15 protein-coding genes are annotated in these 15,990 nt (G+C 38.4%); 11 read left to right on the top strand and 4 right to left on the bottom strand.

The genetic code is table 11. The features are described 5' to 3' along the window. The first annotated feature begins 124 nt into the window (after nucleotides 1-124). Together IGJ14_RS10350 and IGJ14_RS10345 are read left to right on the top strand one after the other, a co-directional pair. Nucleotides 125-472: a type II toxin-antitoxin system RelE/ParE family toxin gene (locus IGJ14_RS10350; RefSeq protein ID WP_019723764.1), complete on the top strand. Its 348-nt coding sequence runs from the start codon at nucleotides 125-127 to the stop codon at nucleotides 470-472. Next, a complete protein-coding gene (locus tag IGJ14_RS10345; protein WP_229048851.1) occupies nucleotides 472-747 on the top strand; it encodes a helix-turn-helix domain-containing protein in 276 nt (91 codons plus the stop codon). Before IGJ14_RS10350 ends, IGJ14_RS10345 begins: the two co-directional genes overlap by 1 nt. Before the next feature lie 222 nt (nucleotides 748-969). On the opposite strand, the gene IGJ14_RS10340 is transcribed toward IGJ14_RS10345, so the two are convergent. The 3 genes from IGJ14_RS10340 to IGJ14_RS10330 form a co-directional block, all read right to left on the bottom strand. Beyond that, a complete protein-coding gene (locus tag IGJ14_RS10340; RefSeq protein ID WP_019724701.1) occupies nucleotides 970-1,113 on the bottom strand; it encodes a putative holin-like toxin in 144 nt (47 codons plus the stop codon). Nucleotides 1,114-1,426: 313 nt separating this feature from the next. Beyond that, on the bottom strand, nucleotides 1,427-1,573 hold the full coding sequence (locus IGJ14_RS10335) for a putative holin-like toxin (RefSeq protein ID WP_065096901.1): 147 nt from the start codon (nucleotides 1,571-1,573) through the stop codon (nucleotides 1,427-1,429). 296 nt (nucleotides 1,574-1,869) lie between these two features. After that, nucleotides 1,870-1,983 (bottom strand): putative holin-like toxin, encoded by a 114-nt coding sequence (locus IGJ14_RS10330; RefSeq protein WP_229048857.1) that lies wholly within the window; start codon nucleotides 1,981-1,983, stop codon nucleotides 1,870-1,872. A 783-nt stretch (nucleotides 1,984-2,766) separates the two neighbouring features. On the opposite strand from IGJ14_RS10330, the gene IGJ14_RS10325 reads away from it, so the two are divergent. The 8 genes from IGJ14_RS10325 to rhaM all read left to right on the top strand — a co-directional run bounded on the left by IGJ14_RS10325 (nucleotide 2,767) and on the right by rhaM (nucleotide 13,040). Continuing rightward, nucleotides 2,767-5,592, top strand: coding sequence for a GLUG motif-containing protein (locus IGJ14_RS10325; protein ID WP_019723564.1), 2,826 nt, complete (start codon nucleotides 2,767-2,769; stop codon nucleotides 5,590-5,592). 384 nt (nucleotides 5,593-5,976) lie between these two features. Further along, the gene (locus tag IGJ14_RS10320; protein ID WP_019723563.1) at nucleotides 5,977-6,609 is read left to right on the top strand and encodes a response regulator transcription factor; all 633 of its coding nucleotides are present in this window, start codon (nucleotides 5,977-5,979) and stop codon (nucleotides 6,607-6,609) included. Continuing rightward, on the top strand, nucleotides 6,610-7,740 hold the full coding sequence (locus tag IGJ14_RS10315) for a sensor histidine kinase (protein WP_019723562.1): 1,131 nt from the start codon (nucleotides 6,610-6,612) through the stop codon (nucleotides 7,738-7,740). A 65-nt stretch (nucleotides 7,741-7,805) separates the two neighbouring features. Next, nucleotides 7,806-8,741, top strand: coding sequence for an ABC transporter ATP-binding protein (locus tag IGJ14_RS10310; protein ID WP_019723561.1), 936 nt, complete (start codon nucleotides 7,806-7,808; stop codon nucleotides 8,739-8,741). 11 nt (nucleotides 8,742-8,752) lie between these two features. Beyond that, entirely contained in the window at nucleotides 8,753-9,853 is a 1,101-nt protein-coding gene (locus tag IGJ14_RS10305) for an ABC transporter permease (RefSeq protein WP_430607720.1), read from the top strand. After that, nucleotides 9,853-10,983 (top strand): ABC transporter permease, encoded by a 1,131-nt coding sequence (locus tag IGJ14_RS10300; protein WP_195274322.1) that lies wholly within the window; start codon nucleotides 9,853-9,855, stop codon nucleotides 10,981-10,983. Before IGJ14_RS10305 ends, IGJ14_RS10300 begins: the two co-directional genes overlap by 1 nt. A 265-nt stretch (nucleotides 10,984-11,248) precedes the next feature. Beyond that, nucleotides 11,249-12,319, top strand: coding sequence for a hypothetical protein (locus IGJ14_RS10295; RefSeq protein ID WP_019723906.1), 1,071 nt, complete (start codon nucleotides 11,249-11,251; stop codon nucleotides 12,317-12,319). Between the two features lie 397 nt (nucleotides 12,320-12,716). Then, a complete protein-coding gene (gene rhaM, locus IGJ14_RS10290) occupies nucleotides 12,717-13,040 on the top strand; it encodes an L-rhamnose mutarotase (RefSeq protein WP_019723905.1) in 324 nt (107 codons plus the stop codon). 73 nt (nucleotides 13,041-13,113) lie between these two features. Here the strand turns inward: rhaM and IGJ14_RS10285 are convergent, their stop codons facing one another. Continuing rightward, on the bottom strand, nucleotides 13,114-15,054 hold the full coding sequence (locus tag IGJ14_RS10285; RefSeq protein WP_430607717.1) for an ABC-F family ATP-binding cassette domain-containing protein: 1,941 nt from the start codon (nucleotides 15,052-15,054) through the stop codon (nucleotides 13,114-13,116). A gap of 215 nt (nucleotides 15,055-15,269) precedes the next feature. Between IGJ14_RS10285 and IGJ14_RS10280 the strand changes: the two genes are divergently transcribed. Beyond that, nucleotides 15,270-15,926: a redox-sensing transcriptional repressor Rex gene (locus IGJ14_RS10280; RefSeq protein ID WP_010734798.1), complete on the top strand. Its 657-nt coding sequence runs from the start codon at nucleotides 15,270-15,272 to the stop codon at nucleotides 15,924-15,926. Nucleotides 15,927-15,990 lie beyond the last annotated feature (64 nt).

Here is a 15,990-nt window from a genome sequence, read left to right as displayed (position 1 = left end):
CAACCATGAAAAGAAGGGAAAAATAAACATGAAATTTTGATTTGCCTAAAGAAAAAAGTTTTTAACAAATAGTAGAGAAATATAGCTAATTCGCTATATAGTGATAGGGTTAGGAGGAAATAAGTTGAATCATCCTAAATTTAAGTGGGACGATGAATTTGAAAGATTCCTTGATTCATTGAGTGACAAGGAGGCTACAAAACTTTTATCAATCATTGATAAAATTGAAAAAACAGATATACATACAGCTATGCGGCAAGAGTGGGTAAAAAAACTGGAGAGCAATCTGTATGAAGTGCGAGCAAGTATAAGTAGTAATGCTTTAAGAGGGATACATTTTCAAAGAAAAGGGCATGAATATTTTATTACTCATGGGTTTCGAAAGAAAGCAAATAAGCTTTCCAGACGAGAGTTAGAAAAAGGTAGAAAGTTGCGAGACAATTTTTTAAGTAAGAACGAGAGGTGGATATGATGAGTCAAGTACAAAATTATATAAAAAAAAGAGCGGAAAAAAGTGAAGAATTTGTGCATCTAATGGAAATTGAAGAAGCTAAATTAGATGTTGCGTTAAAACTAGCAGAATTAAGGAAAAGTGCTGGATTAACACAAAAACAATTAGCGCAAAAAATTGGGAAACCTCAATCAACCATTTCACGAGTTGAAACAGGTGAAATGAATCCTAGTATTGAGTTAGTGATCGAACTAGCACAAGGATTGGATAAAAAGCTTGTCATAAATTTTGAGTAATCGTTTTTTAAGTCGGAATCTATTCGTCCAGTCAATTAGTTGTCTCCATAAATCCTTCTTGTATATCAATCAGAATTGAAGAAGAAGCCGAAGCTGTGCTATAATAAAAACGAAAAAAGGAACTGCGTCAACAGTTCCCTTTTGACAGCACCGCTAAAAGCTAGTGGCAAGTGTAATAGTTAACTCAAAGAGAAGTAAACCATCGGCTCGCTAAAGTGACGGTTACTTCTCTTTGTCATTTTTCAGCATTGTAACAACCAAACCAACTAAAGCAACGGTAAACATACCGAAAGCTATAATTGTTTGCATTATTTCATATGCGGACAAAAGGCTTCTCCTTTCTTCGATTTCAGTACTTATCTCCATAAGCACCAACACCTTTTTCGAAGTCGCCACCGTCATTCAACTTTACTGTCTAAAAAAATATAGCATATCGCCCTAGATAGAGTCCTTGAACTTTAGATAAACACGGATGTTTTTTTTGAAAAATTTGTATGTTCACTTAAAATACACTTAATCAGAAATCAGAAATCAGAATTGAAGAAGAAGCTTGAACTGTGCTATAATAAAAACGAAAAAAGGAACTGCGTCAACAGCTCCCTTTTGACAGCACCGCTAAAAGCTAGTGACAAGAATTAGATATTTTTATAGAAATAGCCGATCCTCGCTAAAGTGACGGCTATTTCTTTTTGTCGTTTTTGTTGGTCAAGGTTAGGATGCCAAAGATCAAAGTAGCGGTAAATGAACCGAAACTGATCATTAGCCCTAACGCTGTTTCAACAGACAAAAGGCTTCTCCTTTCTTCGATTTCAGTACTTATCTCCATAAGCACCACCACCTTTTTTGAAGTCGCCACCGTCATTCAACTTTACTGTCCCAAAAAGTATAGCATATCGCCCTAGATAGAGTCCTTGAACTTTAGATAAACACGGATGTTTTTTTGAAAAATTTGTATGTTCACTTAAAATACACTGAATCAGAATTGAAGAAGAAGCCGAAGTTGTGCTATAATAAAAATGAAAAAGGAACTGCGTCAACAGTTCCCTTTTGACAGCACCGCTAAACCCGGTGACAGAATTTTATGCTAATTTGGAAATAGTCGTCTCCGGGAAAAAGTGACGGCTATTTCTTTTTGTCATTTTTTAGCATTGTAACAACCAAGCCAACTAAAGCAAGGGTAAACATACCGAAAGCTATCATTGTTTGGATTGTTTCATATCCAGACAAAAAGGTCAGTTACTTAGAATTAGAAAAATGACACTATCAATTTAAGCGATTACGTCCTTTTCAATGGGCTCATATTTTGAATATCTAAAAAATAGTTAGTTGTTTATCTGTATCTGCGTAAATCAATTGCTAAGAAAAAGAAAGCAATCAGAAAATACATCCGTGTATTTTCTGGTTGTTTTTCTTTTTTTCTTATTTTTGTCAGTTAAAAGATCCGAAAATACTATCAAAATAAAATAACAAAACAAAATTGTTTGTTTTATGATTGATCGAATCATCATTCATGGTGGTTATCGGACACCTTCGCTTTTGATTGCCTGAGTTAACAATGATTAACCTTATCATTTTATTAGGAGTAAAATTTACAATGTGCAAGTTGGCGGTTGTTTTTTCTATTTTTAGGAAACATTATAATTATCATTCTATGAAACGAAGTAAGAGATCGACAAATTAGTAATTAAACTGGAAGCCGTTAAGAAGATGTTGAAAGTTCTCTCGATTCAGAGAGGGACATACTTTTATTTTAGTGGAAAATAAAAAAGATTTTTTTTTACATAACAATGTTTTAATATCTTGTGTTTCCTTATTGGTAAAAAAGTAATAACAAGAAGTTTCATGAAGTAAACATGAACTTTCATATCATAAATAAAAAAACATTTAGTTATAATATAATTAGAGTTATCTAATTATAGGTGCTTCTTAGATAGTAAAAAAGTTCATTTATCAAATTTTTTATGAGATAATTTGTACATAAATTAAAATATGGTTAGATAATGAAGGGCGGACATATTTATGATTAAACTGAACAAGAAAAAACTTATTGCAAATATACTTTTAAGTTCAATGGTGTTAACGCAAACAGTACCGACTTTTGCAAACGTTTTAGAAGATATTGATCCAGTAAGACATACAGTTATTGAAGAAGAGCCAATAGACGAAGAAAAAGAAAGCTTTGATGATGAAATCATAAATGAAAAAGTGTCTTCCGAGGAAGTCGTGGTTCTGGAGGATGATCGTCATGTGGCGGTAACTGAAGAAGACGACCATGTAACACTCGAGACAACCGATCAACTGGTTGAAGTGCAACAGACAGTGATGGAAGAAATGGAAGCGCAAAACGAAACGATCATTGAATCGTACTTTTCTGGAGCAGGTGATGGTTCTCTCAGCTCGCCCTTCCAAATCACCACTGAAGCTGAATTGAATGAAATGCGAAATGATCTCGCGGCGCATTACCAATTGATGAATGATATTACACTCACTTCAGATTGGATACCTGTTGGATATGGGACAACTTTAGCAACAAAATTTACTGGAAGTTTTACAGCTGAACCTGGAACAGTGATCCGTAATATGATAGTGAATACTGGGGTACAACTTGGGGATCTGCATAATCGTGGGTTCTTCGGTGTGACAGACGGTGCAAAGATTTCTGGGATCACATTAGAAAATCCTCGGGTTGTGGGAGGGCTCTACGGAAATAATGTTGGGGGATTGATTGGTCAAATCAATGACCTATCTAAAGGACCAACGACCGTCACTGATTCTACTGTTATTGGTGGAAGTATTGAAGCAAGTGGGAATAACATTGGTGGACTAGTTGGTTATATGGCGAATACTGTCGCAGGTACTACGATTGCGCGCTCATCTTCTTCAGCAACGATAACAGTTAATGCCAATCCTTACATGTATCCTCAAGCTGTTGGGGGGCTGATCGGAGTAAATGGAAATACAGTTGTAGATAGTTATGCCACAGGAAATGTCACAGCGAATACCACCAATACTGGAGGACTAATTGGTCTGAATAGCTGGGGTAAAGTCAGTCGCTCGTATGCTACTGGGAATATTGACAGCCCGGAAAGTGAAAACGTGGGAGGGTTGATTGGTGGACACGACTTCTACAGTACAGTAGTCGATTCCTATGCGACAGGCGATGTCATTGGGAGAACGAACGTCGGAGGATTTATCGGGGCCATTCATCCTTATGCGATTGAAGTAGCACGCAACTATAGTACAGGACATGTAACTGGCATTGAAGCTGTTGGCGGTTTTGTCGGTAATGCCGGCTCTCTAACAATCAAAAACAGTTATGGGATGGGGGATGTCACTGGAGAATCCGATGTCGATCATTTCGGTTTAGGTGGAACGAATATCAATAATTACTACTATAATAACTCTGAAGCTTTATACGGCGGGGTTCCAGTTGGCGGTCAAGTGATCGAAGATGTCATTGAACCTTTAGATGTCATTGAATTGCGCACGCAAGCGACTTATGAATCAAATGGTTGGGATTTCGGTAGTACTTGGGTGTGGGATACTGCGACAAATTATCCGAAGCTAGGACTAGGTAACGAGATGGATACTTTACCGATCAATGCGTTAGGAGAAACGCTTCAAGTGCCATATGGTGGAGCAGAAACAAAGATTCCACTTACTGATGTCTTTTCTTTATTCGGACGAGGTGGAAATCCAGATGATTATCTTTTTGAAACAGATGCGGATGGGGTAAACATTTCAGCCGATGGTATGGATTTGATCTTGGAAATTTCTAGTGTTGGGATTTATGAAGTGACTGCTACACCAATCAGTCGTATCACTACATTAGAACCTGGACAGAATTGGAATAAAGCAATGATTGAAGTGACTCCGGCTGAGATCATTCTAGAAAAAGGGACAGTTTTTGCTCGTTCATTCAATGGAACGACTGAAATTGATCATTTCGATATGCCGACGTTAACTGGGTTGGCACCTGGAGATGAGGTGATTTGGCAAGAAGCAAGTTTCCAATATACGAATAGTGCTGCTGGAACGAATACGATCGAAGGAGCGAACTGGACCATTGATTGGGGCACGGTTAACCTTTCCAACTATGAGGTTACCGGCTTACCGACTATTGGGAATCATGAGTATCTGGTCACAGATATCTTTGATGTCGAAGCAATCACGAAAGCAGCCGGTGCATTTCTGAGAATAGATGAGGAATTAGCAAAACAAAACAATACCCATGAAGTGATCACGATTGCGGATACTGCACTTCTACACCATGACGATACCCCAGATACACCAGGCGAGCACTGGTACCATGACCATGCGGAAGAATTGCTGCAAGATGTGACCTACCTGATTTACGACATAGATCCACAAGCCAATCCGCTTGCGCGAGTCGTTGCATACGCAGATGGTGTACCAGCAGTAGATGGCGTATTTTTGGGATTGAGTGCAAACACAACGTATTGGATCACTGCGATTTCAGACGAGAGTACCAACTTTTTACAAGGGGAAGAGTCTGAACCCATTATGCTTACTACAGCGCAGTCGGGAGGCAATGGCGGAGATTCCGGTGGAAACACGGGGGGCACTGGGAATACTGGAAATGGCGGGAATAACATCAGCGCTCCTTCTGGCAACAATCAGTTAGGAAACAATCAAACCGGCACGACTCCAATTGGTGGAAGTGGTAGTGGCAGTGTGGCGACAAATGTTGCATCAACAAGAAATAATGGCAGAGACAGCAATCTACCGAAAACTGGCGAAGTAGCTAGTGCATTCGCATTACTTGGTTTTGGCGCGGTAGGTACAGCTTTAGCTAGCTGGCTGAAGCATAAAAAAAATAATTAAGCGATGACATAAAGATTGAGCTAATTGTGTATAGCGTCAAGAAATCTTTCTATGAACCTAGAATTTTATTTTCTATTTTTTAGGTTTTGGACTATTTCTGAGAACTAACATGATTGTCTCAATCTTTTTTTTGTTGATTAAAAATGGATAGGGAAGATCAGTGAGTAGTCATCCGACAGACAAACGCCGACTACGGGCTCAAACTTCTATTTGCTGATTCTTTCGAGTATACTATAAGAAAAGATCAAGTACGAGAGGCAAAAGAAATGAACTCATCAAAAAAGATAACACATGCGAAGACTACTTTGTAAGTAGAAGCCAACACTTTTTGATTTGATTGCTTGTTACTCCTACTTGCTCAAAATAAAAAAATGGAGAATCACTATGACAAACATTTTATTAGTAGATGATAGTGCACTGATTACAAGCGGCTTAAAAATCATTTTAGAAAGTACAAACGATTTTCAAGTAGTGGGTATTTGTCATGATGGGCGTTCAGCTATTGCTTTTTGCGAAAAAAATCAAGTCGATCTTGTATTGATGGATGTCCGAATGCCGGCAATGGATGGCGTCACTGCTACGCAACAGATTACGGAAGAATATCAGATACCTGTCATCATTTTAACTACGTTTGATGAAGATCGTTACATAGAGGAAGGGATACGCAACGGTGCAAGTGGTTACTTGCTGAAAACAACTCCTCCTGAAGCGGTGATTCAAGCAATCAAAAGTGTGTTACAGGGACAAACGATCCTTTCGAAAGAAATCCTCGTGAAGGCAACGCAACAATTAGGTAACAAGAATGATCAAGAAGCAGATCTCTCCTTACTGACGGAACGAGAGCAAGAAATTGCCTACTTAGTCGCAAAAGGAATGACGAATAAAGTGATTGCACAAACACTATTTTTAAGTGAAGGTACTGTCCATAACAATCTTTCAATGATTTTAAAAAAACTGAACTTGGATCATCGTACGCAATTAGCGATCTATGTTCTCACGGGTGAGGTCATGACGTAGATGCAAGCAATCAAATTATCGATCAACTTGCTATCGATCATTGGTTTGATCGGGTTGATGATCTATCAAACATCCGCTACTATTTTGATGTTTGTCATTAGTTTAAGTATGGTATGGTTGACATTTTTTTTCTTAGGCGAAAGTTTTCAGAGACATCGGCCTTGGTTTGTTGCTTTGCAATTGATCAGTGTTCTATTGAGTTTGATTTTTGTCGAACAAGCGATTTTTCTATTGCCACTTTCCTTGCTGCAAGGTTATTTTTGCTTCCAAAAATCATGGTTACTTTTAGTCGTAGCCTTGATCAATTATAGTGTTGGCAGCTTTTTTCTCTCTGAGTCACTTTATTTTCTCTTTGTACTGTGGGTAAGTGGGATGATCAGTATCGTTTGGTCTGCGGAAAAAATGATGAAACAACAAGAAGAGTTAACTACTTCTTCCGATTTTTTACGGATTGAACGAAACAAGTTATCAAAACTTTTTGCACAAAGCACTCTGAATGCTGAAGCGATGCAAAAAGAAGCAACGTTAGTAGAAAGACAACGGATCATTCATGAAATCCATGACCACCTGGGGCACGACTTAACGAGTTGCTTGATCCAAATAGAGGCGGCAAAGGTCATCAATCGAGAACAACCGGAACAAGCGCATCAATTATTGAGTCAATCTGCTGATCGCTTAAGAAAGTCGATCAACGAAGTGCGCAACGTGTTACATGACGAGCGACCAAAGAATGAAACCTTGAACATCAATAAAGTAAAGGCAGAACTCCAACGTTTCTCCGAGACTCACCAGATTATCGTGGATTTCCAATATAGCGGTTCCCTAGATAAAATCAGTCGTTTTCATTGGCAGGTATTAGCGGCAAATTTGAAAGAGTTTTTGACGAATACGTTGAAATATAGTGAAGCTTCAACGGTTACGGTGCGTTTGCATGTGTATCAAAAATTTTTACGATTTGAATCGAAGAACAATGGAAAAAGGGCATTGGACTATCGTAAAGGCCTTGGGATCGTAGGAATGGAAGAACGAACAGCCGTATTGAACGGCAAATTGTTGATTGATGGAACGGATGGTTTTCACATCACCACGATATTACCTTTTGATGAAGAACATGAGATTTCTAATTCGTAAATCATGAGAAACTGTACTATTACAGTTTCTCTTTTTTTTATAAAATAAAGAAAAGGAGTGATTGAATGAATATACTCAGTGTGCAAAAATTGACTAAAAAATTTGGGCAGAAAATTGCTGTGGACGGTGTGTCATTTGAAGTACCTGAAGGAACGATTTTAGGGTTGTTAGGACCAAATGGCGCAGGAAAGTCAACCGTTATCAATATGATTACTGGTTTATTGAATAAGACATCTGGAACGGTTCAGTTGTTTTCAGAAGAGATGACCGAGGGAAAAAGAGAGCTTAGGCGAAATTTAGGGGTAGTTCCGCAAGAGTTAGCGATTTATTATGATTTGTCTGCTGAAGAAAATGTCCGCTTTTTTTGCGGGCTTTATGGAATCAGGGGAGAAGAACTAAAAAAGAATGTGGAAGAGGCATTGAGAACGGTTGATTTGTACGAACGAAGAAAAGAGCGACCGAGTGCGTTTTCTGGTGGGATGCAACGACGATTGAATATTGCAATGGCGATTGCCCATCGGCCTGCTTTACTGATCATGGATGAACCGACAGTGGGGATCGATCCGCAATCTAGAAATTATATTTTAGATGCAATTGAAAATATGAAAGAAAATGGTACAACGATCATCTATACGAGTCACTATATGGAAGAAGTCGCACGTTTGGCAGATGAAATCGTCATTATTGATAAAGGTCAAGTGATTGCTATTGGTAGTGAAGAAGAATTGGTAAATCTCGTCACGGATAAAATCAATCTGCAAATCACTGTGGAGAATCCAGAGGCACTGGATTTAGAAGAAATCAATAATATTAACGGGATCATCAATGTTTCACTCGACAAACAGCAAGTACAGATCGTGACGGTACTTGAAAGCAAATTATTGAATCAAATATTAATGATACTGATCAAGCAAGAAGTTAGAGTAGTCGATGTACTGCAACAAGCTCCAGATTTAGAAACAGTATTTCTTAGTTTGACTGGACGTAATCTACGTGATTAGGAGGAGTGAGTATGAATGAAAAAATAATTATCCGGACCCTGATACAAAATTTTCGTGAAAAATCCAATTACATTTATTATCTCGCTTTTCCGATCACGTTGATGTTTATTCTAGGGGCCGTCCTCCAAGGTGTATTCAATAATGACGTAACCTCTGATATGGAGCCATTGACGGTACAATATCAGGTAGACGATCAAGAAGTCCGTGAAATATTCCAACAAGTAAGTTCTTTTGCAGAAGGTGCTATTCATTTTGAAGAAGTGACAAATGAAAAGGAAGGATTAGCAAATATAAGACAACAAGAAGCTGATGCTTACTTACATTTTTCCGATCGCATCGAAGTGCAGAGTCGGGAATTGACCAATGTAGAAAAAACAATCCTACAAAGCTATCTAGTAGAAATCGTACAGGAAATCAAACGACAAAGTTTCATTATGGAACAGCACTTGCCACCAACTACTGGCCTAGTTTCAGCAGAGCAGTTTACAGAGGCGATTGTCGTCGATCAAGAAAATCAACGAGAAAGCGCATCTTCCTACCAATACTATGCGATTGCTATGATTAGTCTATTTGTTTTATATTTTTCTGAAATTGGTCTGAGCATGTTTCGAGAAGCACGACAGCATGGAACAGTGCAAAGAGAACTAGTCACGCCACTTAGCCGTAAAACAATCATTTTTTCGACATTTTCTGGACACTTCATATTTGGCATGTTGGTAGTGTTGGTCTTGATGCTCATCTCTCAATTTTTATTTGATGTTCCATGGTATTTAAGTTTTGGCTTTTCTTACCTAAACTTAATCGCACTTATGGGCAGTTTTCTCGCACTCGGTTTATTTTTAGAAACCATTGGAGACCGTGATGAAAAAAGAATTGGTTCTGGCATTACCCAGATAGTTATTCAACTCACTGGATTTTTAGGTGGTGCCTATTTTCCAACGAATGAAACGATGATGGGATTGTCACCATTAGGTTGGGTTTTAGCATCTGTCAGAGAAAGTTTGTGGACCGACAATCCCTTGCAATGGTTAGGTATCTATGGGAATTTTGGGTTATTGTTTGTTTTACTCATGTCGTCAGTCGTCATTTTAGATAAAAGGGAGGTATTCTAATGAGAGATATCGTTTGGATCGTTAGAGAACGGTTGGTTCTTTGGAAAAATCGACCATTGCAAATCTTGTTTCTTTTAGGAATTCCTTTCTTGAGTGTCGTCCTTTATCTTTTTGCTTATGGAGATCAAGAAACGAATCTACTGACGGTAGGGGTAGTCGATCAAGATCGCTCATCCTATAGTGAATTGCTTATTGAAAGTTTGGCAAAACGAGTCAGCGTTCAGGAAATTGGTTCAGTAGAAGAAATCGATCAAGTTCTTTCACGGCAAAATGCGGTGGCAGTTATCACGATCCCTAAAGGCTACCAAGAAAATGTTTCTGAAAATACGAAAATTTCTCTCCGGACATTCCAAAAAGGAGAGTTGTTGGAGAATGTCGACCGGTTGATCCAACGTGCGTTAGCAGAAGTTTCTAGTATCCATTTGTTAGCAGAAGCTGGAGGGGAGAACGAACCGCTTGAACGCTTGAAAGAATCGACAGAAATCGAGATCAATCAAGTAGATCAAAGCACAACGACCGAACGAATGTCGGTGCAAATCGTTGGCTTTTTGTTGATGATGTTTCTTTTCCAAGCAGGTAATTTTGGAACAACGACGATTCAACAAGAACGACGAAATAAAATTTATACACGTTTGATGACGACTTCGGTAGCTAAAAGCACATATTTTATCGGGACAACGATCTTTGCGACATTGGCTATGCTGATCCAAGTGATTTTAGCTGTTGTCGTCATGACAAGTCTATTCAACATCGACCCTGGGTTAAGTGCTTTTGACTTGATGGGCCTACTAAGTCTATTTAGTTTACTAGCGGTAGGTTGGTCGATCGCGATTGGTGTGCTTGCCCCAAGTACAAGTGTGGCAGCAGCTCTACAAAGTATTTTGATCACCGTCACAAGTTTACTATCGGGTGCTTTGATCCCCCATGAGGTGATGCCAGAATTGATGCAGAACGTGTCGATGATTACTCCGCAATATTGGGTCTTGACGATTATCAAAAACCTTCAATCCGGACAAACATGGGGAGCTAACAGCAGGGAAGTGCTCATCTTGGTCATTTATATTCTATTCTTTCTAAGTTTGGCGATATATGGATATACGAGAAGAACGAGGCAAGAAGTATATAGCTGAGCAAAAAAGCGTGAAGCAATTCATGATGGATACGCCAAATTAAAAAAAAAAAAAGAGACCGGTACAGAAGTATTTAACCTCGAAAAATAAGGCGTCATCCACGGAATTTGTGTTTCAAATTTTTGTGGATGGCGCCTTGTTTTTGAAGAGGTTAAGTTCAATAAAAACGTCAAGTCTTTTTTTTGCATGTATAAGAAAAGAAAGGCGAACGAATCGATTTACAAACTGTATACTCATTTTATCAACAGAAACAAGGAGGAATATTATGGGAATCAGCCAACGTATCAGGAATATCTTTAGTCAAAATCAGGAACCAACATTGACGATTGAAAATCAACAAACTTCTTTTAATGAATTTGACAAAACGGTCAAAGAAGAAGTAGAGAAAATTCTAAAACACCAGATACCTGACGGGGATTGGTCAAGTAAGGAAGCTGCCATCATTCGCCTCCAACAAGCAGAAAAAATTGCAATCAACTGCAAAGACAGTGGACAAAATGAGTTGACTAATCAAATAACTAAGTATTACGATAAAAAATTCTATGTATCGGATTATATACATTTATGGTTAAGTATCGATAAAGAAAAACTTGAGCAATTTAAACAACAGAAAAATCGAACAATCGATGCAAATTTCGATGCTAGTGTACTTACGAAATTAGTTCAGTCATTAGAAGAAACCGTTGATATACGAAAGGGAATCCTCCAGTTCTGTTTAAAGAACCCAAAGTACAATCGACTGCTGAAGGATGAGGTAAGAGAGGAAGTGAGCCACCGAGCGAAACCTAGCTTTTTTATGCTTGATCCGATGATCCAAGAATATTTGAAAGACATGGAAAAGCAAGAAGCCGCTATTCCATCAACGAATGTTCAAGAAGATTCATTGACTAACCTGTCATCAGAGAGCGTATTAGAAAAAAATGATCGTCTGAAACAAGAACAGGATGCTAGACGAGTGGGTGTATTTGAAACGGTGATGGTTCAAAATAGAAAAATGACCATCCTAGAAAAAAACAAAGAGCCCCAAGAATTAGGAACAGCGTCATCAAAAGATGATCAGAGTCAAAAAAAACAGTTATCATCAGTGCTAGATGCGAGCAAGAATAGTGCCAGACAAAAAAATAAGAAGGCTATTATCATCGCGAATAGGAAAGTAACCATTTATCAAAAGAAACAAAAATCAATGAATAATAGAAGAAGATTCGTCTTTATTCGGAACCAACTAAGAAAACTTAATTTCAGAAACCGAAAAAAAATAAGTTTCTTAAAGCAACAAGCAAAAGCAAGCAAGAAAGTAAGAAGTAGACGAACCGATTACTTTAACTACCTTAGATAAGGGGAAAACAAGGTGTAAAGTTTATCCTATGGAATGATTATTTTATTAGTAAGTAACTAAAGTACTTGGCATTTTACTTTGTCTTAATGAATTATCCTAACAAAAGACAAATATTATAGTGAAAATTCTTCAAACTTTTCTTCTATTCTATATACATACCAACCAACAACCCTATACTTTTTCATTTTTACTCCTCAAGTAAAAATAAACTCCTAGACCGCGGCCACCCACCGCGGTCGCTTTTTTGTTCTATGATGAATTCCTGTGAATCTGCCACCGTTATCCTTATTTTTTGCTATTGTAAACGCTTGCTTTAAATTGGAAAATAAAGAAGTAAGAACCAACAGATAATTGCTAGGGTCGAGCAGATCTAACAATCAGTGAAAGGGGAATAAAAATGATCAAAAAAGCAGTAAAAATGAAGTTGTACCCAGGATACGAAGCAGAGTACCTCAAAAGACACAATGAATTGTGGCCGGAGATGCGTGACATGTTGGCTGAACATGGTGCGCGCTCTTATTCGATTTTTCTTGATCCAGAAACAAATACTCTCTTTGGGTATCTAGAGATTGAAGATGAAGAAAAATGGCGCCATGTACCAGAAACAGCAATCAATCAAAAGTGGTGGGTGTTCATGGAAGATCTGATGGAAACAAATCCAGACCATTCTCCAGTAACTGTCGAATTGAAACATGTTTTCGATTTATATCAACAAGTCTAAAGTAAAACCGCTGAAAGCAGGATATAAAGCCAGCTTTCAGCGGTTTTACTTAAAAAGGATGACAGGAGCGAGTCTATTGATTATTTTCGATTTCTTCTAACTCAAGACTCAAGTTTTCCCACTCAGATAACTTTTCTTCTTGTAGTTGATGTGCTTCATCAAGCGCTTGATTTAATTCATTCAATTTGACATGATCATCTAATACAGCAGGAGAAACCATCTGTTGTTCGAGTTCATCCACTGTTTCTTCTAGTTGAGCCATATCTTCTTCGATTTGCGTGATTTTACGTTGCAAGCTCCGCATGATCTTTTGTTGCTCTTTGCTTTGGAAGTAAGTGGATTTGTTTGTTGAAGGCGTGCTGACCTCAGGTTGTTCAGCTGCTAACAGTTCCGCAATTTCTTCTTCCTCTTTTTTCTTTTCTAAATAATAATCATAGTCCCCCAAGTAGACTTTGCTTCCGCTTTCTGAGAGTTCAATGACTTTAGTGGCGATACGATTGATGAAGTAGCGGTCATGAGAGACAAAGAGTAGTGTCCCTTCATAGTCGATCAATGCGTTTTCCAACACTTCTTTATTGTCGATATCTAAGTGGTTGGTTGGCTCATCTAAAATCAAAAAGTTCTCTTGATTCATTGCTAGCTTAGCTAACGCGACACGTGCTTTTTCCCCACCACTTAAAAGAGGAATCGTTTTTTCAACGTCTTCACCAGAAAATAAAAAAGCGCCTAAAATCGAACGGATATCTTTTTCTGGAACGGTTGGATGTTCATCCCACAATTCAGCTAGAATCGTTTTATTAGTGTGCAGTTCCGCTTGTCCTTGGTCGTAATAACCAATGCTGACATTCGTACCAAGTGTTTCTTTTCCACGGATGAAAGGCAACTGTTGGATGATCGATTTTAGTAAAGTGGATTTGCCGATTCCATTTGGTCCCACTAATGCGATTGCTTCTTGACGACGGATATCCAAGTTAATCGGTTCAGATAGTACCGTTCCATCGTAGCCAATAGCGGCATCTTCTACTTGCAACACAACATTTCCCGAAGGTTTCGCCACGTTGAAGAGAAAATGAGCTTGTTTCTCATCTCCTTGTGGACGGTCTAACCGTTCCATTTTTTCTAATGCCTTTCGACGACTTTGGGCACGTTTTGTCGTTGACGCACGGACAAGATTTCTGGCAACAAAATCTTCGAGTTTATTGATTTCTGTTTGTTGTTTTTCATAGGCTTTCCAATCAGAAGCTAATTGTTCAGCTTTCATATCTAAATATTTGGAATAATTTCCTTTATAGTGACGCATCTTTTTCCGACTTAGTTCATATACCTCAGTCGCCACTTTATCCAAGAAATAACGGTCATGGGAGACAATCAGAAGGGCACCAGTATAACTTTGCAAATAGTTTTCCAACCAAGCAAGTGTTTCGATGTCCAAGTGGTTCGTTGGCTCATCCAGGATCAAGATATCTGGATGTTGTAAAAGCATCCTAGCTAAAGCTAATCTTGTTTTTTGACCACCAGATAACGTATCGATTCTTTGCTCGTAAAACGACGGATCAAATTTGAATCCATGCAATACAGAGCGAATTTCATTTTCATAACTATAGCCGTTCTTATCAGAAAAATCATGCTGCAATTTATCATATTCTTTCAAGAAGGATTGATAAGCCGGCGTGTCAGGAGTGCCTTCACTGATAAATACTTCAAGGTCACGCATCCGCTGTTCCATCAAGCGCACTTCTTCAAATGCTTTTAGCATCTCATTCCAGACGGTTTCAGTGGAATCTAATCCTGTATCTTGGGCCAAATAACCAAGGGTAGCTGTTTTATTTTTTGCGATATTACCTACATCTGGGGCTTCAATGCCAGCAATGATTTTTAATAATGTCGATTTACCGGCGCCGTTACGTCCGACTAAAGCGATACGTGCGCCCGTTTGGATCTCTAAGTGGATATTTTCAAATAAAATCTCAGCGCCAAAATGGCGAGCGATTTGATTGGCTTGTAATAGTATCATCGAATCCTCTTTTCTACTTTGTGAATTATCCTAGAATTTCATGGACTTTTTCTATTGTAGTCTACCACAAATTCATAGTTACTGCGAGGTTCTGAGAAGCTAGGAAAATGAGAATAAGAATAAAAATTCACAATATACAAGCAACGAAATTGATTTTTTTGTGTAAGTACTGATATGATGTATAAATCGAGAAGAAATACAGTGGAGGTAATGAAGTGAAAGACCATGTAATTCCAAAGGCAACCGCAAAACGCCTGCCTTTATATTATCGTTATTTAAGAATCTTGAATAACGCAGGTAAGAAAAAAGTTTCATCAACTGAACTAAGTGAAGCAGTCCAAGTAGATAGTGCAACGATCCGTCGTGATTTTTCCTATTTCGGCGAACTAGGAAAACGTGGTTACGGTTATGATGTAGAGGACTTGATGCATTTCTTTGCAAAAACCTTGAATGATGACCAATTGACGAACGTTGCATTGATCGGGGTCGGTAATCTAGGAAGTGCCTTGTTGAAATATAAGTTTCACCAAAGTAATAGTATCCGTGTCAGCTGCGCTTTTGACGTGAACCCAGAAATCGTGGGTCGGATCGTTGATGGTATCCCCGTTTATCCAATGGATGACATGATCGAACAAATCAAGATCCAACAAATCGAAGTGGCAATCTTAACGATACCTGCCGAAAAAGCACAAGAAGTTGTGAATCGTTTGACAGAAGCTGGTGTCAAAGGGATATTAAACTTTACATCTGCTCGACTAAATGCACCATCCGAAGTATTGATCCAAAATGTCGATTTGACGAACGAGTTACAAACGTTGATCTACTTCTTGCATTCCGATGCGTCCTTGCATGAGCATGACGACAACGAATAACCGGAAATAAAGAAAAGTTAAACGATCGATGACAAACTATTTTTCTATTCACTAGAAAAAATAG

This window comes from Enterococcus sp. DIV1304_2 (assembly GCF_050555445.1).
Taxonomy (GTDB): domain Bacteria; phylum Bacillota; class Bacilli; order Lactobacillales; family Enterococcaceae; genus Enterococcus_B; species Enterococcus_B pernyi.
The sequence above is the reverse complement of the archived record's forward strand: the minus strand, read 5'-3'. Positions and strand labels throughout refer to the sequence as shown.

Excerpts from the sequence above, each read along its gene's own strand:
- IGJ14_RS10345 (WP_229048851.1), top strand. The coding sequence starts at position 472 with ATGAGTCAAGTACAAAATTATATAAAAAAAAGAGCGGAAAAAAGTGAA.
- IGJ14_RS10340 (WP_019724701.1), bottom strand. The coding sequence starts at position 1,113 with ATGGAGATAAGTACTGAAATCGAAGAAAGGAGAAGCCTTTTGTCCGCA.
- IGJ14_RS10335 (WP_065096901.1), bottom strand. The coding sequence starts at position 1,573 with ATGGAGATAAGTACTGAAATCGAAGAAAGGAGAAGCCTTTTGTCTGTT.
- IGJ14_RS10325 (WP_019723564.1), top strand. The coding sequence starts at position 2,767 with ATGATTAAACTGAACAAGAAAAAACTTATTGCAAATATACTTTTAAGT.
- IGJ14_RS10320 (WP_019723563.1), top strand. The coding sequence starts at position 5,977 with ATGACAAACATTTTATTAGTAGATGATAGTGCACTGATTACAAGCGGC.
- IGJ14_RS10315 (WP_019723562.1), top strand. The coding sequence starts at position 6,610 with ATGCAAGCAATCAAATTATCGATCAACTTGCTATCGATCATTGGTTTG.
- IGJ14_RS10310 (WP_019723561.1), top strand. The coding sequence starts at position 7,806 with ATGAATATACTCAGTGTGCAAAAATTGACTAAAAAATTTGGGCAGAAA.
- IGJ14_RS10305 (WP_430607720.1), top strand. The coding sequence starts at position 8,753 with ATGAATGAAAAAATAATTATCCGGACCCTGATACAAAATTTTCGTGAA.
- IGJ14_RS10300 (WP_195274322.1), top strand. The coding sequence starts at position 9,853 with ATGAGAGATATCGTTTGGATCGTTAGAGAACGGTTGGTTCTTTGGAAA.
- IGJ14_RS10295 (WP_019723906.1), top strand. The coding sequence starts at position 11,249 with ATGGGAATCAGCCAACGTATCAGGAATATCTTTAGTCAAAATCAGGAA.
- rhaM (WP_019723905.1), top strand. The coding sequence starts at position 12,717 with ATGATCAAAAAAGCAGTAAAAATGAAGTTGTACCCAGGATACGAAGCA.
- IGJ14_RS10285 (WP_430607717.1), bottom strand. The coding sequence starts at position 15,054 with ATGATACTATTACAAGCCAATCAAATCGCTCGCCATTTTGGCGCTGAG.